The 17,990-nt window shown below is 46.7% G+C and carries 20 protein-coding genes; all 20 read right to left on the bottom strand.

Annotated features, from left to right (window positions below; genetic code table 11):
* The 20 genes from nuoK to tkt all read right to left on the bottom strand — a co-directional run bounded on the left by nuoK (position 1) and on the right by tkt (position 17,875).
* Entirely contained in the window at positions 1 to 306 is a 306-nt protein-coding gene (gene nuoK, locus LPB140_RS07200) for an NADH-quinone oxidoreductase subunit NuoK (RefSeq protein ID WP_072559247.1), read from the bottom strand.
* Entirely contained in the window at positions 303 to 914 is a 612-nt protein-coding gene (locus LPB140_RS07195; RefSeq protein ID WP_072559246.1) for an NADH-quinone oxidoreductase subunit J, read from the bottom strand. The genes nuoK and LPB140_RS07195 overlap by 4 nt, the downstream gene beginning before the upstream one ends.
* Positions 915 to 947: 33 nt before the next feature.
* Positions 948 to 1,436 carry an NADH-quinone oxidoreductase subunit NuoI gene (nuoI, locus tag LPB140_RS07190; protein WP_072559245.1) on the bottom strand — a complete coding sequence of 163 codons (489 nt, stop codon included), beginning with the start codon at positions 1,434 to 1,436 and terminating at the stop codon, positions 948 to 950.
* On the bottom strand, positions 1,436 to 2,479 hold the full coding sequence (nuoH, locus tag LPB140_RS07185) for an NADH-quinone oxidoreductase subunit NuoH (RefSeq protein WP_072559244.1): 1,044 nt from the start codon (positions 2,477 to 2,479) through the stop codon (positions 1,436 to 1,438). Before nuoH ends, nuoI begins: the two co-directional genes overlap by 1 nt.
* Complete coding sequence (gene nuoG, locus LPB140_RS07180) at positions 2,476 to 4,500, bottom strand: NADH-quinone oxidoreductase subunit NuoG (protein ID WP_072559243.1); 2,025 nt, start codon at positions 4,498 to 4,500, stop codon at positions 2,476 to 2,478. The genes nuoH and nuoG overlap by 4 nt, the downstream gene beginning before the upstream one ends.
* Positions 4,493 to 5,053, bottom strand: a complete 561-nt coding sequence (locus tag LPB140_RS07175; protein ID WP_072559242.1) for a hypothetical protein — start codon at positions 5,051 to 5,053, stop codon at positions 4,493 to 4,495. The genes nuoG and LPB140_RS07175 overlap by 8 nt, the downstream gene beginning before the upstream one ends.
* Entirely contained in the window at positions 5,050 to 6,366 is a 1,317-nt protein-coding gene (gene nuoF / locus LPB140_RS07170; protein WP_072560635.1) for an NADH-quinone oxidoreductase subunit NuoF, read from the bottom strand. Before nuoF ends, LPB140_RS07175 begins: the two co-directional genes overlap by 4 nt.
* Positions 6,366 to 7,034, bottom strand: a complete 669-nt coding sequence (gene nuoE / locus LPB140_RS07165) for an NADH-quinone oxidoreductase subunit NuoE (RefSeq protein WP_072559241.1) — start codon at positions 7,032 to 7,034, stop codon at positions 6,366 to 6,368. The genes nuoF and nuoE overlap by 1 nt, the downstream gene beginning before the upstream one ends.
* Positions 7,034 to 7,354, bottom strand: coding sequence for a nuclear transport factor 2 family protein (locus LPB140_RS07160; RefSeq protein ID WP_072559240.1), 321 nt, complete (start codon positions 7,352 to 7,354; stop codon positions 7,034 to 7,036). Before LPB140_RS07160 ends, nuoE begins: the two co-directional genes overlap by 1 nt.
* 8 nt (positions 7,355 to 7,362) lie before the next feature.
* Entirely contained in the window at positions 7,363 to 8,586 is a 1,224-nt protein-coding gene (locus tag LPB140_RS07155) for an NADH-quinone oxidoreductase subunit D (protein ID WP_072559239.1), read from the bottom strand.
* Positions 8,586 to 9,413, bottom strand: coding sequence for an NADH-quinone oxidoreductase subunit C (locus LPB140_RS07150; RefSeq protein WP_072559238.1), 828 nt, complete (start codon positions 9,411 to 9,413; stop codon positions 8,586 to 8,588). The genes LPB140_RS07155 and LPB140_RS07150 overlap by 1 nt, the downstream gene beginning before the upstream one ends.
* Before the next feature lies 1 nt (position 9,414).
* On the bottom strand, positions 9,415 to 9,954 hold the full coding sequence (locus LPB140_RS07145; RefSeq protein ID WP_072559237.1) for a NuoB/complex I 20 kDa subunit family protein: 540 nt from the start codon (positions 9,952 to 9,954) through the stop codon (positions 9,415 to 9,417).
* Positions 9,945 to 10,319, bottom strand: a complete 375-nt coding sequence (gene ndhC / locus LPB140_RS07140) for an NADH-quinone oxidoreductase subunit A (protein WP_072559236.1) — start codon at positions 10,317 to 10,319, stop codon at positions 9,945 to 9,947. Before ndhC ends, LPB140_RS07145 begins: the two co-directional genes overlap by 10 nt.
* A gap of 137 nt (positions 10,320 to 10,456) precedes the next feature.
* Entirely contained in the window at positions 10,457 to 11,284 is an 828-nt protein-coding gene (locus tag LPB140_RS07135; RefSeq protein WP_072559235.1) for an inositol monophosphatase family protein, read from the bottom strand.
* Between the two features lie 5 nt (positions 11,285 to 11,289).
* Positions 11,290 to 11,853 (bottom strand): elongation factor P, encoded by a 564-nt coding sequence (gene efp / locus LPB140_RS07130; RefSeq protein ID WP_072560633.1) that lies wholly within the window; start codon positions 11,851 to 11,853, stop codon positions 11,290 to 11,292.
* Positions 11,854 to 11,933: 80 nt separating this feature from the next.
* Complete coding sequence (gene thiE, locus LPB140_RS07125) at positions 11,934 to 12,560, bottom strand: thiamine phosphate synthase (RefSeq protein WP_072559234.1); 627 nt, start codon at positions 12,558 to 12,560, stop codon at positions 11,934 to 11,936.
* Between the two features lie 74 nt (positions 12,561 to 12,634).
* Positions 12,635 to 13,522, bottom strand: coding sequence for a fructose bisphosphate aldolase (locus tag LPB140_RS07120; protein WP_072559233.1), 888 nt, complete (start codon positions 13,520 to 13,522; stop codon positions 12,635 to 12,637).
* Between the two features lie 160 nt (positions 13,523 to 13,682).
* Entirely contained in the window at positions 13,683 to 14,879 is a 1,197-nt protein-coding gene (locus tag LPB140_RS07115; protein ID WP_072559232.1) for a phosphoglycerate kinase, read from the bottom strand.
* Between the two features lie 10 nt (positions 14,880 to 14,889).
* Positions 14,890 to 15,897, bottom strand: a complete 1,008-nt coding sequence (gap, locus tag LPB140_RS07110; protein WP_072559231.1) for a type I glyceraldehyde-3-phosphate dehydrogenase — start codon at positions 15,895 to 15,897, stop codon at positions 14,890 to 14,892.
* 13 nt (positions 15,898 to 15,910) lie between these two features.
* The gene (gene tkt / locus LPB140_RS07105; protein WP_072559230.1) at positions 15,911 to 17,875 is read right to left on the bottom strand and encodes a transketolase; all 1,965 of its coding nucleotides are present in this window, start codon (positions 17,873 to 17,875) and stop codon (positions 15,911 to 15,913) included.
* Positions 17,876 to 17,990 lie beyond the last annotated feature (115 nt).

The following is a 17,990-nucleotide window of genomic DNA, read 5'->3' as shown; positions in this document are numbered from 1 at the left end:
TTATCCCTTCATCCGGTTGACGTCGTCAACGGCGATTGTTCCGCGTTTACGGAAATATATAACCAAAATGGCAAGCCCAATGGCGGCTTCACCCGCCGCGACTGTTAACACGAACATGGCAAAAATTTGCCCCGTTAAATCACCCAAAAACGCACTAAAAGCGACAAGATTTATATTAACCGCAAGCAAGATAAGCTCAACTGCCATTAAAATGATAATCACATTTTTACGGTTTAGAAAAATACCCAGCACACCAAGCACAAATAAAATTGTGCTGACCACCAGATAATGCTCGATGCCAATCATAGCTCGACCCCCTTGCCGCTTTCGACTTTAATATTTTTAATTGCGTCCCATGGACGGCGCTTAACCTGGCTGGAAACATCCTGCGGACGAATGCCAACCCTTTGACGGTTGGTTAAAATGATTGCGCCCACCATGGCGACCAGCAATATTAAACCAGCTGCTTCGAACAGGAAAATATATTTTGTGTAAAGCAGCTGCCCAATTGCCTCAATATTATTTGCGGCATCATTGCTTTGAATGGCGGACTCGCCCAATTGAACCGCTCCGGCCTTATATGCTCCTAAACCCATAATCAGTTCAACCAACAGGATGAACGCCAGCAAAAGGCCAAGCGGCATATTTTGCACAAAACCTGCGCGAAGCTCTGCAAAATCAATATCCAGCATCATGACAACGAATAGGAACAATACAGCGACTGCCCCCACATAAACAATCACCAACAACATGGCGATAAACTCCGCGCCAAGCAAAACCATCAGCCCCGCCGCGTTGAAAAATGCCACAATCAACCACAGCACACTGTGCACCGGATTGCGCGAAAAAATCACCATAATGCCGCTGGCCACAACCAACGTCGCAAATATGTAAAAGGCAAGTAACTGAATCACGATTTCATCGTCCCTATATTAACTATCATGCCCTTAACGATAAGGCGCATCGGCGGCAAGGTTTGCAGCAATTGCTTGCTCCCACTTATCACCATTTTCCAAAAGTTTTGCTTTATCATATAGCAATTCTTCGCGTGTTTCGGTCGCATATTCAAAATTAGGCCCTTCAACAACTGCATCAACCGGACATGCTTCCTGACAAAAACCGCAAAAAATGCATTTGGTCATATCAATATCATAGCGCGTGGTGCGACGTGAACCATCATCGCGCGGCTCAGCCTCAATCGTAATGGCCTGCGCGGGGCAAACAGCCTCGCATAATTTACACGCAATGCAGCGTTCTTCGCCATTTGGGTAACGGCGCAGCGCGTGCTCCCCACGGAAACGGGGACTGATAGGGTTTTTCTCAAATGGATAATTGATCGTCGCCTTGGGCTTGAAAAAATATTTTAAGGTAAGCCAATGCGCCTTTGCAAATTCCCAAAGGGTGAATGATTTAATAAGATGGGAAATATTTGACATTATGAATACCTCGTCAGCATTAAATATCCGCTCACCAGAAATACCCAGAAAAGCGATATAGGCAGGAATATTTTCCATCCCAAGCGCATAAGTTGGTCATAGCGATAGCGCGGAACCGTTGCCTTTACCCAGCTAAATACAAAGAAGAAGAAGAATATTTTGGCGAACAACCAAATAATGCCAGGCACAGCATATAATGGCGCCCAATCCACGGGCGGCAAATATCCACCCCAAAATAAGATGGCGTTCAACGCGCACATTAACAACACATTGGCATATTCACCAAGCCAGAATAGCGCGAACGACATGGAACTATATTCGGTTTGATAGCCCGCGACCAGCTCACTTTCCGCCTCGGTCAAATCAAATGGAGCACGCGCGGTTTCCGCCAATGCAGAGATTAAGAACATAATCGCCATGGGGAACATTAAAATATTAAAACCAAATGCGTTAACAAAGCCTAGGCCAAATCCGCGCTGTCCCTCAACAATTTCCATCATGTTGAAAGAGCCGGCAAATAACACGACCGAAATGATGATAAAGCCGATTGATACTTCATAACTTATCATTTGAGCAGCGGCACGCATGGCCGAGAAAAAAGGATATTTGGAATTTGAAGCCCAACCGGAGATAACAACACCATAAACGCCAAGCGAGCTGACCGCCAAAATATAGAGCAGCCCAACATTGATATTCGATAATATCGCGGTTTCGCTAAATGGTATCACCGCCCATGCCAATAAGGCCACGGTAAAGGTGATAATCGGAGCGATTAAAAACAACCCCTTATTTGCGCTGGATGGAATGATTGTTTCTTGTAAAAATACCTTCAGACCATCGGCAAAGCTTTGCAATAAGCCAAATGGGCCAACCACATTTGGCCCCTTGCGCAGCGCCATTGCGGCCCAAATTTTACGATCGACATAAATAATCATCGCCACTGCAAGCATCAAAGGCAAGGCAATTAACAATATGCCCGCAATTGTTGCGGTGAACCACGCCCATTCAAAGTTCATGCCCAAAGAGATAAAAAATTCGGTCATTCCGCGGCCTCCAACATATCTTCACCATGGATCAATTCTTTTGAACAACGGTTCATGGTGTCGCTTGCACGGCAAATGGCATTGGTCAGATAAAAATCCTTTATCGGATAATTTATTGCCCCTGCGGCTTTATCTGATAATTTGGGAACGGCCCAACCATAATCGGCCAAGCCCTCAACGCCCAAGGCAGGAACCTGCTTAACCATTTCGGCGCGGCAATCATCAAAATTATCAAAAGGAAGTTTATGTCCCAATATTTCGGATAAAGCACGGAAAATTGACCAATCTTCGCGGGCATCACCAGGGGCAAATACCGCCTTATTTGAAAATTGAACGCGCCCTTCTAAATTGACATATGTGCCATTTTTCTCGGTATAGGCAGCGGCGGGCAAAATGACATCCGCAGCATGAGCGCCCTTATCACCATGATGGCCAACAAAAACTTTCAAACTATTTTCAAATTTAGTGAAATCAACCTCATCCGCACCAAGGAAGAACGTCAATTTAGGTTGCGCCGCCACAATATCTGATATGCCGCCCACCTGTGCATAGCCAAGCATTAAGCCGCCCATCCGCGCCGCAGAAAAATGAAGCGCATTAAAGCCATTCCAAGAACGGCCATCTTCTAAATCACGCACCAAATTATATTTTTCGGCCAATTTCAACGCCGCGCCATGCACGCCTTCGGCTGCCAATGCACCGCCACCAATAATCACCGCGGGACGTGCTGCATTTTTCAACGCATCGGCCGCCGCCTTTGGCAATTTGCCGATTAAGGCTGCATCATTGCCCAAAAATTCCGCACGATATGTTAAGTCAATTTCATCGCCAATGACAAAAACCTTTGCCCCTTTACGGCGAACTGCCTTGCCAATACGGGTGTTGACCAAGGGGGCTTCCCAACGGACATTTGTGCCGATAAGCAAGATGACATCCGCATCCTCAATCGCGGCAATGCCCGTGTTGAAATTCACCGCGCTTAACGATGAGACATCATATTTCATGCCAGTCTGGCGACCTTCCAACATGCTGCTGCCCATTTTGGCGAGCAAAGCCTTTGCCGCATACATGGTTTCACAATCGACCAAATCACCAGCAATTGCCGCAACCGACGAGCCAGCATTAACAGCCTTAATCGCCTCAAATGCCTCTGCCCAGCTTGCCTTTACCAATTTGCCGTCTTTACGGACATAGGGCGCATCCAAACGCCTTTTGGTCAAACCATCGACAACATGACGGGTTTTATCATTCGCCCATTCTTCATTCACATCATCATTCATGCGCGGCAAAATACGCAAAACTTCGCGCCCACGCGCGTCAAAACGCACATTAGTTCCAACCGCGTCCATCACATCAATGCCAAGGGTCTTTTTCAATTCCCATGGCCGTGCCTCAAAAGCATAGGGCTTGCTGGTCAATGCGCCAACGGGGCATAAATCAACCACATTTCCCGATAGCTCGCTTTGCACTGCATGTTCCAAATAGCTGGTGATTTGCATATTTTCACCGCGGCCAATGGCGCCAATTTCTTCGATACCGGCTACTTCTTCGGCAAAGCGGACACAGCGTGTGCATTGAATACAGCGGGTCATCACTGTTTTAACAATGGGGCCCATATATTTTTCGGTGACCGCGCGTTTATTTTCTTCATAACGCGATGAACCACGCCCAAATGCCACGGCCTGATCCTGTAAATCACATTCACCGCCCTGATCACAAATCGGGCAATCAAGAGGGTGATTGATAAGGAGAAATTCCATCACACCTTCGCGTGCCTTTTTCACCATCTGGCTATCGGTGCGGATTTCCTGCCCCTCCATGGCGGGCAAGGCACATGATGCCTGCGGCTTTGGCGGCCCTGGCTTTACCTCGACAAGGCACATACGGCAATTGCCCGCAATGGACAGCCGTTCATGATAGCAAAAGCGCGGAATTTCCTTGCCCGCAAGCTCCGCCGCCTGAAGCACGGTTGCGCCCTCTGGCACTTCGATTTCAATTCCATCTACGGTGACTTTAGGCATCGGTCAGACTCCCATCCGCTTCGATTTTGAAACAATATGCTTTAGCAAATGGAATCGCGTCTTGCGGCTTTGGCTTTTTAAGATCTCGTTCAGTGATGACGTACTGACCAGAAATTTTGTGTGCACAAATATAGGATTGAATTTTCTGATCTTTTTGCTTGGGCTGTTCAGGACGAAATTTTTTCAATGCAAATATTTTCGCGGATTGCACATTATGCGTAGGTGAGTTTCTATCTCGATCGTCCAGCAATTCACCACAAACGGCATTCAAACGCGTGTTCAGATTTTCTATTGGACTTGCGAACGGAATCTCTCTCAGATCTTCTACTTTTTTTGAATTAAAATGAATATCGAACAAATTTGGGCTAGTAACTGGCATTTTTTCCCAACTACACTGTGCCCAAAGCTGGATCTTCTCTGCATCAAAAAATTTTATGACCACTGCGCCTTCAGGAATCGGCCTATCAGAAGGCTTCTCTTGAGCTGGTTTCTCTTGAGCTATCGCCGCTGTTGAACAAAGCAATGACGCAATAAGACAAAATGCAAGTTTCATTCCGCTGCCTCCATTATATTGGATGCACCTGCACCCTTATTTTCGTTAATCCGCCGTTCCATTTCAGGACGGAAATGGCGAATGAGGCCTTGAATTGGCCATGCCGCCGCATCGCCAAGCGCACAGATGGTATGTCCCTCAACCTGTTTGGTCACCTCATATAGGGTATCGATATCGGCGATATCGGCATCGCCGGTACGCATTTTTTCCATCACGCGCCACATCCAGCCTGTGCCCTCACGACATGGGGTGCATTGGCCGCAGCTTTCATGCTTGTAAAAATAGGAAAGCCTAGAAATCGCCTGAACAATATCGGTGCTTTTGTCCATCACAATGACCGCCGCAGTGCCAAGCCCCGATCCTACTTCGCGCAGGCCGTCAAAATCCATGGGCGCATCCATAATTTGCGCAGCAGGAACAAGCGGCACCGATGAACCACCGGGGATGACCGCCAATAAATTATCCCATCCGCCGCGTATCCCGCCGCAATGTTTTTCAATCAAATCACGAAAGGGAATGCTCATGCTTTCCTCAACCACACATGGGCGTTCAACATGACCGGAAATTTGAAATAATTTTGTACCTTTATTATTATCACGGCCAAAGCTGGAAAACCATGCCGCCCCGCGCCGTAATATGGTGGGCACAACGGCAATGCTTTCCACATTATTTACCGTGGTTGGGCAACCATAAAGCCCTGCACCCGCAGGAAATGGGGGTTTTAACCTTGGCTGGCCCTTTTTCCCCTCAAGGCTCTCTATCATCGCGGTTTCTTCGCCGCAAATATATGCGCCCGCCCCGCGGTGCACAAATACATCAAAATCATATCCGGATTTTGCGGCATTTTTACCCAATAATCCGGCGTCATATGCCTCTTGCACAGCGGCAAAAAGGGTTTCAGCCTCACGAATATATTCACCGCGAATATAAATATATGCGGCCCGTGCGCGCATTGCATATCCCGCGATTAACGCGCCCTCAATCAATTTATGCGGGTCATGGCGAATGATTTCGCGGTCCTTGCAGCTACCCGGCTCGGATTCATCGGCATTGATAACCAAAAAACTTGGCCGTTCGGGGGTTGGATTTTTGGGCATAAAGCTCCACTTCATCCCCGTGGGAAAGCCTGCACCGCCGCGCCCACGAAGCCCCGATGCCTTCACCTCATCAATAATCGCGTCTTGGCCGATTTTCATTAAATCTTTGGTTTTGTCCCAATCACCACGCCCTTGCGCAGCCTTTAAATTCCATGGTTGATAACCATAGACATTGGTGAAAATCCGATCTTTATCCTGAAGAAAATCAAAACTCATTACCATTGCTTCCTATAATCATGGTTGCTTTTGATCATTTCGGCCAGATTTGTCGGCTCGCCAATTGGCTCAACCGTGTGACGACCCGGTTCTTGCGTGCCAGTTTTCACTGGTTTGCCCTGCTCCAATGCATCCAAAATCGCCATGGTGCGATCATAGTCTAAATCTTCATAATTATCGTCGTTAATCTGCACCATCGGGGCAGAGGCGCAATTACCCATACATTCCACTTCGGTCAGGGTGAACAGGCCATCGGGCGTGGTTTTACCCTTTACCATACCTTTATTTTTACATGCCGACATCACATCATCCGACCCGCGTAACAAACATGGCGTCGTTCCGCAGACCTGCACATGATATTTACCAACAGGCGCCTGATTATACATGGTGTAAAAAGTCACCACCTCAAATGCGCGCATATATGGCATGTCCAACATGGCCGCTACATATTCAATCACCGGCACAGGAAGCCATCCTTGCGTATTGGTTTCCGCACCAACCTGACGCTGCGCCAAATCTAACAGAGGCATAACCGCGCTGCGTTGCCGTCCGTCAGGATAGCGGGCAATAATTTCCTTTGCCTTTTTCGCATTATCAGCGGTGAATTTGAAATCGCCCCATTTGGCGCGAACTTCGGCTTCATCAGGTAATTGAGGTGCATCAGCCATTATCGGACAAACTCCACACGAGAAACTTTCTCGCCTTCAAAACTATAAATTGCCATAACATCAAATGGATCAGTAGATGGCGAACGAAAAACCCGTTCATGCATTACAACATGCTCGCCAACTTGCTCCGCAGATAAAATATCAGCACGGTTATCTGGAAACTCAGCAAACATCGCTTTCAACCCAGCACGGACGCCTTCTTTCCCTTCACGCAACACATCACCGCGATACCCCGCTTCGCATGCTTCGTCACTCATCAATTGCACATATGCATCTGCATCCTGCGCGTTATAATGCGCAATCATTTGCTTTGCGGTCATAATCTTGCTCAACGGTCACACTCCCCAAACACAACGTCAATTGCGCCCAAAATGGCGGTGGCATCGGGCAACATATGCCCTTTGCACATCATGTCCATCGCTTGCAAATGGCTGAACGCTGTGGGCCGTATTTTACAACGATAGGGCTTATTTGAGCCATCGCTGACCAAATAAACACCAAATTCGCCCTTCGGGCTTTCGGTTGCGACATAAACTTCACCCGCCGGAACATGAAAGCCCTCTGTGTAAAGTTTGAAATGGTGGATTAAAGCCTCCATTGATTGCTTCATTTCCGCACGTTTTGGGGGCACAATTTTGCGATCATCGCTGGCAATCGGACCTTCGGGCATTTCGGCAAGACATTGCTTCATAATTCGCGCAGATTGGCGAACCTCCTCCACACGCACCATGAAGCGATCATAACAATCACCGCGCGTCCCAACGGGAACGTCAAATTGCATACGGTCATACACATCATATGGTTGAGATTTACGTAAATCCCATGCTATGCCGCTGCCCCTAATCATCGGGCCAGAAAAACCCCATGCCACTGCATCATCACGGCGGACCGTTGCAATATCGACATTTCGCTGCTTAAAAATTCGATTGTCGATGACAAGACTCATCGCATCTTCGAATAATTCGGGCATGCGTTTATCCAACCAATCACCAATATCGGTAAGTAATTTTAATGGTACATCCTGATGCACACCACCAGGACGAAAATATGCGCTGTGCATACGTGCGCCCGACGCACGTTCAAAGAAATTCATGCAATCTTCACGAATTTCAAACAACCATAAATTGGGCGTCATTGCACCCACATCCATCACATGCGCACCAAGGTTGAGCATATGGTTCGAAATGCGGGTCAATTCTGCGAAAAATACACGTAAATATTGTGCGCGCAAAGGCACTTCAATATTCAGTAATTTCTCAATTGCCAAAACATAGCTATATTCCATGGCCAAGGGCGAGCAATAATCAAGTCGGTCAAAATAGGGCAAAGCCTGTAAATAGGTTTTATTTTCAATCAGCTTTTCCGTGCCGCGATGGAGCAGACCAACATGACAGTCAACTCGCTCCACAATCTCGCCGTCAAGCTCCATCACCATACGTAAAACACCGTGTGCCGCAGGGTGCTGAGGCCCGAAATTTATGGTATAATTTTGAATTTCAGTGTCGCCAATTGTCGGCTTTTCAGCGGTTGGGCTATCAATTAAATCGCTCATTACTTCGCTCCACCTTTCTTAGGCGCTGCTTTCTTTGATGCCGCTTTTTTTGGCGCTACTTTTTTTGGTTCAGCTTTTTTCCCAACGGTTTTTTTAGCCGTCGTTTTTTTACCTTCAGCCTTTTTGGCTACTGATTTTTTTTCAGCTGCCTTTTTCGCAACTGGCCTTTCCTGAACAGGCTTTGCTGTGGGCGCAGGCGGCGGTGGAGGTGGCGCAGCAGGCGCCTTTTCATCACCAGGAAGCACATATTCTGCACCCTCCCATGGCGACATAAAATCAAAACTACGAAAATCTTGCGCCAATTTAACCGGCTCATATACAACGCGCTTAGCCTCTTCACTATAACGCATTTCGCTATATCCAGTAAGCGGGAAATCCTTGCGGAATGGATGACCATTAAAACCATAATCGGTTAAAATACGGCGCAAATCGGGGTGACCCGAAAAAATCACGCCATACATGTCAAAAATTTCACGTTCCAACCAATCTGCATTGGGCCAAATAGATGTAATAGTGGGAACAGGAATATCTTCATCAGTTGACAATTTCACACGAACACGGTGATTTTTTGTCAAACTCAACAAATGATAACAAATTTCAAAACGCTCCACACGAGACGGATAATCAACACCGGCCATCTCAACCATTTGTTGATATTCATGCTCATCACGTAATTTGGTCAAAACGCCAACAATATCATCACGCTTCACCACAAATGTTATTTCATCATGCGCTTCAATAACGCCCAAACATGAATTACCCAATGCCTTTTTAAGGACATCGACCACATTTTCGGGGTTGGTGATATGGGGTGCATTATGTGCCATATTAACGCTCTATCGTTCCTGCGCGGCGGATTTTACGCTGCAACTGCATAATTCCATATAATAACGCCTCTGCGGTTGGCGGACACCCTGGAACATAAATATCCACAGGAACAATCCGGTCGCAACCACGAACAACGCTATAACTATAATGATAATAACCACCACCATTGGCACAGCTGCCCATGGAGATCACATATTTGGGCTCTGACATTTGGTCATAAACCTTGCGAAGCGCAGGCGCCATTTTATTACATAATGTACCAGCCACAATCATAACATCCGATTGACGCGGAGATGCACGCGGCGCAACACCAAAACGCTCCATATCATAACGCGGCATATTCACATGAATCATTTCAACTGCACAACATGCCAAGCCAAATGTCATCCACCAAAGCGAACCTGTGCGCGCCCATTGGAACAGATCCTCGGCCGATGTCACCAAAAAGCCTTTGTCATTAACCTCACCGGTCAGCTCTTTAAAAAAATCTGCATCAGGCGGCGTGTCCGCAAATGGCGGTTTTGACAGTTCTACTCCCATTCCAATGCCCCTACTTTCCATGCATAAATAAAACCAATAATAAGCTCAAACAGGAACAACATCATAGTGCCCCAACCGGCCCAACCAATTTCACCCAAGCTAACCGCCCAAGGAAACAGGAACGCCGCCTCCAAATCAAAAATAATGAATAAAATCGCAACAAGATAAAAACGCACATCAAATTGGCTGCGCGAATCTTCAAATGCAGGAAATCCGCACTCATATTCCGCCAATTTGGCAGCACTTGGCTTATGCGATCCCGTTAAACGCGAAACCCCCATAGGCAAAAAAACAAAGGCGCTCGACAATCCCAATGCGATAATCAGGAAAATCATGATAGGTAGATATTGCGATAAATCGGTCACTATAATGCTCAATCATGGAATCTAATTAAATAATGTCCTTGGCTTTTAGGCACATGCACCCAATGCCGCAAGGGGCAATTCGCCATTTCTTGCCATTTTCATGCTGAAATCCGAATATTTTCGGTGGATTAATATCCCTATCGTGCCTGACGCTCGGCCTCGACGATTAATTTATGCAGCTTGCTATGTATCCCCTGGTTCGCGGCCAAAACTTGCTTATCCGCAATATCAGGCGATCTTCCCTTGAAATCAGTTACAAAACCGCCGGCCTCACGCACCAATAAACAGCCCGCAGCCGTATCCCATGGCGAAAGATCCGTTTCCCAGAAACCATCATAACGACCCGCAGCCAACCACGCCATGTCCAATGATGCAGCACCAAAGCGGCGAATTCCTGCCACCTTTGGACCAACATGGTCAAAAATTCCGCTCCATTGGTCAAAATCGCCATGCCCTTTATATGGCATGCCGGTTGCAATCAATGCCTCGTTCATTTCACGGCGCGCAGAAACACGAATCCGCTTCTCACCTAACCACGCGCCCTTGTTGCGCTCTGCCCAGAAACTTTCATCGGTCAATGGTTGATACACCAAACAGGCGTAAATATCGCCCCACCCATTACCATCGCGTGCGCGGTCCTGAACTGCAATGGAAATGGCAAAATGCGGAATGCCGTGCAAAAAATTACTTGTGCCGTCCAACGGATCAATGATGAAGCGTGACTTTCCCTCTGCACCTTCAATCTCGCCACCCTCTTCCATTAAAAATCCCCAATCAGGACGCGCATATAACAGCTCATCATAAATGGTACGCTCTGATTTTTGGTCAGCTTTTGACACAAAATCAGCAGGCCCCTTTTTGGAAATTTGTAAATGCTCAACTTCGCTAAAATCTCGGCGTAGTCGCTGCCCCGCTTTACGAGCGGCGCGTTCCATTACGGTAATAAGTCCGGCTTTAATTGGCATGATGCTTAATCCGCCTTCTTCACATATTCACGGGCATAGACATCGACAATAATCCGTGTCCCTGCGCTAATGAAAGGAGGAACCATAACGCGAACGCCATTATCCAATACCGCTGGTTTATAACTGGACGATGCAGTCTGCCCCTTTACAACGGCATCCGCCTCAACAACTTCAGCCTCAATCTGATCGGGCAATTGAGCTGAAATTGGCTTTTCGTCATACATTTCCAACGTCACCATCATGCCATCTTGCAAAAATGCCGCCGCATCACCCAATAAATCGGCAGCAAGATTTATCTGTTCATATGTTTCCACATCCATGAATACCAACATGTCACCTTCAGCATAAAGATATTGATAATCTTTGGTATCCAAACGCACCTTTTCAACGGTATCGGCGCTGCGGAAACGAACATTGGTTTTGCGCCCATCGATTAAGTTTTTCATCTCAACCTGCATATATGCACCGCCCTTACCCGGCTGTGTATGCTGAATTTTCGCAACTTTCCATAGGCCGTTTTCATATTCCAATATATTACCTGGACGGATATCGACGCCGCTTATTTTCATGGGAGCACTCACTTTAATAAAAAAATTTATGGACTGATCAGAAAAGATCATATTTGCGGCCATTAGCCGAGGCGTAACATTTACGCAAGCAATGCTTGAAATTCCTCTATTGCTTTTTTCGGACCTTGAGGGTGATTCCATATTGCGCCGCTAACCGCGACGAAATCTGCGCCCGCCTCTATTATGGGTTTTGCATTTTGGGCAGTTATACCGCCAATTGCCACCGATGGGATTTCCATGATATTCGCCCACCATTTCAACGTTTCAATTTCCGCCCTGTGCTGCGCATCCTTTGTGCTGCTGTCAAAAAATGCACCAAATGCAACATAATCGGCGCCAGCCTCCCCTGCTTCCATAGCCAAATGCTTGCTATTATGACAGGTCACCCCAATTTGCGCATCCGGGCCAAGCTCTATTCGCGCATCCTTTACACTGCCATCACCCTGCCCCAAATGAACGCCATCCGCCTTTAATCTTTTCGCCAAATTAACATAGTCATTTATGATGAAGGCGACGTCATATTGCGCGCAAATAAGTTGTAACGGTGTCGCCAAATTCGCCATTTCATGGCTTTCCATATCTTTGACACGAAATTGAAATGCCGCCACTGAACCAGTGGACAGCACCTCATGTAACAAATCTGGAAAATTATCGCCCATTTTTAGAGGCGAAATTAAATATAATTGGCATTTTGGAATATCGTTCATGCCCGCCTCTTACCAAATCTTTAAGCAAGATACAGCAGGCATTTTACATATTTCAAATTTACCTGCCAATATTATTATGTGGCCGATGCAGCATAAATTTGTGCAATAGCATTATTTAACACCTCATCAAATTCATCATCTGACAAGCCATGCTGCAATTTTTCCAACAAAGCACGCGAGAAGCTAGCAATCATGCCTTTATTTTTTGCCAATTCCGTGCATGCCTCATCAGTGGAAAAACCGCCAGACAAGGCAACCAAACGCAAAACTGCAGGATGATTAACAATATCGGCATAAATATTGGCATTTTGCGGGATGGAAAGTTTCAACATCACCTGCGTACCCTTGGGCAATGTGTCCAAATGTTTTTTCAACTCATCGGCCAATATCGCATCACATTGCGCGCGATCGGCGCTTTTAATTGAAATTTCTGGCTCAATCATCGGCATTAAGCCATAGGATAAAATGTCACCCGCAACGTCAAATTGTTGGTTCACAATTGCCGCAATGCCTTCCTTATTTGCCAAATTTATAACCGAACGCATTTTTGTTCCATAAACGCCTTTTGACACGCCGCGCGCACAAAGAGCCGCAAGATCAGGCATAGGCTTCATCATTTGAACGCCATTTACCTCATCTTCCAAACCCTTATCCACTTTCAAAAAGGGGACAACAGCCTTTGACCATAAATATTCCGGAACATCCATGCCGCCGGCCTGACCATCCATGGTTTTTTCAAATAAAATGGCCCCCAAAACACGCTCGCCATTAAACGATGGAGACGTCATGATGCGAACCCGCATTTCATGGATTAAGCCGAACATTTCATCATCATTGGAATAGGCATCTTCTTTAATGCCATAACCCGCCAGCGCCTTTGGAGTTGAGCCACCACTTTGGTCCAACGCAGCAATAAAGCCGATTCCAGTCGCGATTTTATCTGTCATTTGTGAATTTTGCATGTGCCCTGCCCGTTCTGTATCAAATTTATGCCCTGCGCCTTATAACGCATAGCTTCAAAAATCAATGTCAAACCCGCGAAAAACAAGGAAAAATCCTGTCTCGCGTTGTCATGTAGATAGTCTTTAGATAACAATCCTAACGGAATAATTGACCAAATATTTAATCTTGCATCAATGCATCTACACCCGGCAAGGGCTTGCCTTCCATCCATTCCAAGAATGCGCCGCCTGCAGTGGAAATAAAGCTTAATTGATCCTTCACCCCTGCATGGGCCATTGCAGCCACTGTGTCACCGCCCCCCGCAATGGATGTCAAAGACCCCTCCTGCGTCAGCGCAGCAGCAATTTTGGCAAGAGCAACAGTTGCCGCATCAAAAGGCTCCATCTCAAATGCACCCATTGGGCCATTCCATACCAAAGTGCGGCAATTTTTTAACACATCGCCAAGCGCCTCAACCGCAGATGCCCCAACATCAAGCGCCATTTCATCACTCTCAATTTCATGCACATTGACTGTTCGGTGCGGCGGATTGGCCTTAAATTCTTTTGACACCACCACATCATATGGCAGGTGAATTGTGCAATTTGCTTTATCCGCTGCATCAAAGATCTTATTGGCGGTGTCCAATAAGTCATGCTCACATAATGACTTGCCTACATTAACACCGCGCGCCGCCAAAAATGTATTGGCCATGCCGCCACCAATGATAAGGTGATCCACCTTTTTCACCAAATTGGTCAAAACATCCAATTTGCTTGATACCTTTGCGCCGCCAACTATCGCAGCCACAGGACGTTCTGGTTCGCCCAATGCTGCCTCTAATGCCTTTAGCTCCTTTTCCATGGAACGCCCCGCATAAGAAGGCAAATAATGGGCCAGTCCTTCGGTTGTTGCATGACCGCGATGTGCCGCTGAAAAGGCGTCATTCACATAAATATCGCCATTGGCTGCAATTGATTTGGCAAATTCTGCATCATTTTCCTCTTCACCAGGGTAAAAACGGCTATTTTCCAGTATGGCAACATCGCCTGATGACAATATCCCAATGGATTGGGCGACAACCGGCCCTGCAATTTCGGGAATGAACATTACCTCTTGGCCAATTGCCTTTGCAACATCATCCACAACCATGGAAAGCGACAATTCGCTATGTTTTGCGCCTTTTGGTCGTCCAAAATGTGACAAAAGCAAAACTTTTGCGCCCTTCGCCACCAAATCATTTATGGTCGGAAGCATCGCCAAAATCCGGCTATCATCCGTAACGCGGCCATCCGCCATAGGTACATTTAAATCAACGCGAACCAGGGCAGTTTTACCTGTTAAATCACCAATATCATCAATGGTTTTGAAGGGCATAAAATAATCCTTAAAGGAAAGAGGCCATAACTTTTGCGGTATCAATCATGCGGTTTGAAAAACCCCATTCATTGTCATACCAGCTAACCACACGGACCAATTTGCCATCCATCACGGCGGTTTCCAAACTATCTACTGATGAGCTTGCTGCCTGATGGTTAAAATCGCTGGAAACTAGTGGCTTATCTTCATAAACCAAGACCCCCTTCATTGGGCCTTCTGCTGCTGCTTTCAATGCTGCATTTACTTCTTCCTTTGTCGTCTCGCGGCTTGGCGTGAACACCAAATCGACCAAGCTGACATTTGGTGTTGGAACACGAACAGAGCTGCCATCCAATTTACCGTTAAGCTCCGGCAAAACCAGACCAACCGCGCGCGCAGCACCGGTTGTCGTTGGTATCATATTGGTCGCACCTGCACGGGCGCGGCGCATATCGCTATGCATTTGATCAAGCATGCGTTGATCATTGGTATAGCTGTGAATGGTGGTCATAAACCCGCGCTCAATACCAATTGCTTCATGTAAAACCTTTGCCACGGGCGCTAGGCAATTTGTGGTGCAGCTTGCGTTGGAAACGACAATATCTTCGGCGGTTAAAACATCATGGTTCACGCCATAGACAACGGTTTTATCAACGCCAGATGCCGGTGCGGAAATTAAAACCCGCTTTGCACCTGCCGCCAAATGCGGTGCAGAGGCTTCTTTTGATTGGAAAAATCCGGTGCATTCCAAAACAATGTCAATTCCCATTGCGGCATGCGGTAAATCTGCAGGATTACGTTCTGACGTAACGGCAATTTTCTTTCCATTCACAATGATATGATCATCGCCGGCAATCACTTCGCCCGGGAAACGGCCATGCGTGCTGTCATATTTAAACAATAGGGCATTTGCCTGAACATCTGCCAAATCATTGATCGCAACCAACTCAAAATCATCGTCGCTACGCTCTAAAATTGCGCGGGCAACCAAACGGCCGATACGGCCAAAACCGTTAATGGATACTTTTATTGACATAATGCCTCCTGTTTTATTTCAAGTGGTTTAATATTTTTTCACTGATTTTTTCTGCGGTTAGACCGAAATAATCATATAAATCATCAATTGGTGCAGATGCACCAAAACGGTCAATACCGAAACGCATACCATGACGACCGGTATAACGCTCCCAGCCAAATGTCGTTCCCGCCTCTATTGACACAATTAACATGTCTTCTGGCAAGATTTCTGCCTGATAAGCAGCATCCTGCATATCAAATAATTGAGTGCATGGCATGGAAACAACGTCAACGCCAACGCCCTGCTCTTCAATTAACTTGGCGGTATTCATAGCAATTTCAACCTCTGAACCCGTTGCCACGATAACCAATTTACGATTATTTTTTGCAGATACAACAGGATAAGCACCTTTAGCACATAAATTTTCCGATATATCCGTTCTAAATGCAGGAAGATTTTGACGGGTCAAAGCCAGCAATGAAGGAGTAGTTGAAGACTTTACCGCTAACTCCCAGCACTCGGCCGTCTCAACCGCATCGGCAGGACGAAAAACAAGAAGATTAGGCATTGCACGCAGGCTTTGTAGATGCTCAATCGGTTGGTGTGTTGGACCATCTTCCCCCAAACCAATGCTGTCATGCGTCATCACATAAATAACGCGTTGATTTTGCAAAGCGGAAAGTCGGATCGCAGCACGGCAATAATCTGCAAAGACCAAAAATGTACCTCCATAGGGGATAATCCCACCATGTAATGCCATGCCATTCATGGCTGCGGCCATGCCAAATTCCCTTATGCCATAGCTGATATGACGCCCAGCATAATTTTCAGCGTTTAATGGGCCGGTATTGGCTGTTTTAGTATTATTTGATCCAGTCAAATCTGCAGAGCCGCCAACCATCTCATCAATGATGGATGTTAAAGAACCCAGCGCCATTTCCGAGGATTTACGGGTGGCAACATTGGGCATATCAGCAACCAGTTTGGCCTTATAGGCATCAAATTGGGTTAAATCAGGTAAATCACCGTTCATTGCTGCTTGAAAAAAACTGCCATTTTCATGGCTGCTCAATCGCCCAGCCCATTGCTGATGTGCATCCACACCGCGCGCACCAAATGTGCGCCATTCGGATAAAATATCTTCGGGAACAATAAATGGCTCATGCGGCCAGTTAAGAGTTTTTCTAACTTCGTTAATTTCATCTCCACCCAATGGTGAACCATGGGTTGCCGATGTTCCCTGTTTATTGGGCGAACCATAGCCGATAATGGTTTTGCACGCGATTAAACTTGGCCGTGGGTCGGCGACAGCCTCAGCCATTGCGCGTTCAATATCCGCTGCATCATGACCATCACAGCTAACGACATGCCATCCGGTCGCAATATAACGCGCCTTGACATCTTCAACCGAGGAAAGCGAGACAGGACCATCAATTGTAATGGCATTATCATCCCAAAGAACGTTTAACTTGCCCAATTTCAAACTGGCGGCAAGCCCGATTGCTTCATGGTTGATGCCCTCCATCAAGCAGCCATCACCGGCAATTACCCATGTGCGATGATCAACCAAATCATCACCAAATCGCGCATTTAAATGACGCTCCGCCAATGCCATACCAACCGCAGTGGCGAGCCCTTGCCCCAATGGACCGGTGGTGGTTTCAACGCCTTCTAATTCAAAATTTTCAGGATGCCCTGCACATGGGCTTGTCAATTGGCGAAAATCGGCAATTTCTTTTATTGTCGGATTTGCATAACCCGTTAAATATAATGTGGAATATGCCAACATTGAACCATGGCCTGCGGAAAGAACAAAGCGGTCACGGTCGTGCCATTTGGGTGATGATGGGTCAAATTTTAAAAATTTTTGGAATAATATGGTGGCTACATCGGCCATTCCCATTGGCATTCCTGGATGGCCGCTATTCGCCGCCTGAACTGCATCCATAGACAAAGCCCGAATGGCATTTGCTAAATTTTGATGTCCGACACCCATAATATCCCCAATTCAGATAATGTAATTTCGCCTCTGATCGTTCACTTTCATCAACAAACCGAGTCGCCTGTTGCCACATCCTTTGCGGAGCATATCCCCATGCGTCAACCCGCCA

Origin of the sequence: Sphingorhabdus lutea (assembly GCF_001889025.1) — a bacterium.
In the GTDB taxonomy this organism is placed as follows: Bacteria; Pseudomonadota; Alphaproteobacteria; order Sphingomonadales; family Sphingomonadaceae; genus Sphingorhabdus_B; species Sphingorhabdus_B lutea.
Note: the sequence above shows the minus strand (reverse complement) of the source record. Positions and strands in the feature narration are given on the sequence as shown.

What these genes read in the sequence shown, in the direction of transcription:
- thiE (WP_072559234.1), bottom strand. Translation starts at nt 12,560, where the DNA reads ATGAACGATATTCCAAAATGCCAATTATATTTAATTTCGCCTCTAAAA.
- LPB140_RS07135 (WP_072559235.1), bottom strand. Translation starts at nt 11,284, where the DNA reads ATGCCAATTAAAGCCGGACTTATTACCGTAATGGAACGCGCCGCTCGT.
- LPB140_RS07155 (WP_072559239.1), bottom strand. Translation starts at nt 8,586, where the DNA reads ATGAGCGATTTAATTGATAGCCCAACCGCTGAAAAGCCGACAATTGGC.
- nuoE (WP_072559241.1), bottom strand. Translation starts at nt 7,034, where the DNA reads ATGGCTGATGCACCTCAATTACCTGATGAAGCCGAAGTTCGCGCCAAA.
- nuoF (WP_072560635.1), bottom strand. Translation starts at nt 6,366, where the DNA reads ATGAGTTTTGATTTTCTTCAGGATAAAGATCGGATTTTCACCAATGTC.
- nuoK (WP_072559247.1), bottom strand. Translation starts at nt 306, where the DNA reads ATGATTGGCATCGAGCATTATCTGGTGGTCAGCACAATTTTATTTGTG.
- tkt (WP_072559230.1), bottom strand. Translation starts at nt 17,875, where the DNA reads ATGGGTGTCGGACATCAAAATTTAGCAAATGCCATTCGGGCTTTGTCT.
- gap (WP_072559231.1), bottom strand. Translation starts at nt 15,897, where the DNA reads ATGTCAATAAAAGTATCCATTAACGGTTTTGGCCGTATCGGCCGTTTG.
- LPB140_RS07145 (WP_072559237.1), bottom strand. Translation starts at nt 9,954, where the DNA reads ATGGGAGTAGAACTGTCAAAACCGCCATTTGCGGACACGCCGCCTGAT.
- LPB140_RS07115 (WP_072559232.1), bottom strand. Translation starts at nt 14,879, where the DNA reads ATGCCCTTCAAAACCATTGATGATATTGGTGATTTAACAGGTAAAACT.
- nuoH (WP_072559244.1), bottom strand. Translation starts at nt 2,479, where the DNA reads ATGACCGAATTTTTTATCTCTTTGGGCATGAACTTTGAATGGGCGTGG.
- nuoG (WP_072559243.1), bottom strand. Translation starts at nt 4,500, where the DNA reads ATGCCTAAAGTCACCGTAGATGGAATTGAAATCGAAGTGCCAGAGGGC.
- LPB140_RS07160 (WP_072559240.1), bottom strand. Translation starts at nt 7,354, where the DNA reads ATGACCGCAAAGCAAATGATTGCGCATTATAACGCGCAGGATGCAGAT.
- LPB140_RS07120 (WP_072559233.1), bottom strand. Translation starts at nt 13,522, where the DNA reads ATGCAAAATTCACAAATGACAGATAAAATCGCGACTGGAATCGGCTTT.
- nuoI (WP_072559245.1), bottom strand. Translation starts at nt 1,436, where the DNA reads ATGTCAAATATTTCCCATCTTATTAAATCATTCACCCTTTGGGAATTT.
- efp (WP_072560633.1), bottom strand. Translation starts at nt 11,853, where the DNA reads ATGAAAATAAGCGGCGTCGATATCCGTCCAGGTAATATATTGGAATAT.
- LPB140_RS07150 (WP_072559238.1), bottom strand. Translation starts at nt 9,413, where the DNA reads ATGGCACATAATGCACCCCATATCACCAACCCCGAAAATGTGGTCGAT.
- LPB140_RS07175 (WP_072559242.1), bottom strand. Translation starts at nt 5,053, where the DNA reads ATGAAACTTGCATTTTGTCTTATTGCGTCATTGCTTTGTTCAACAGCG.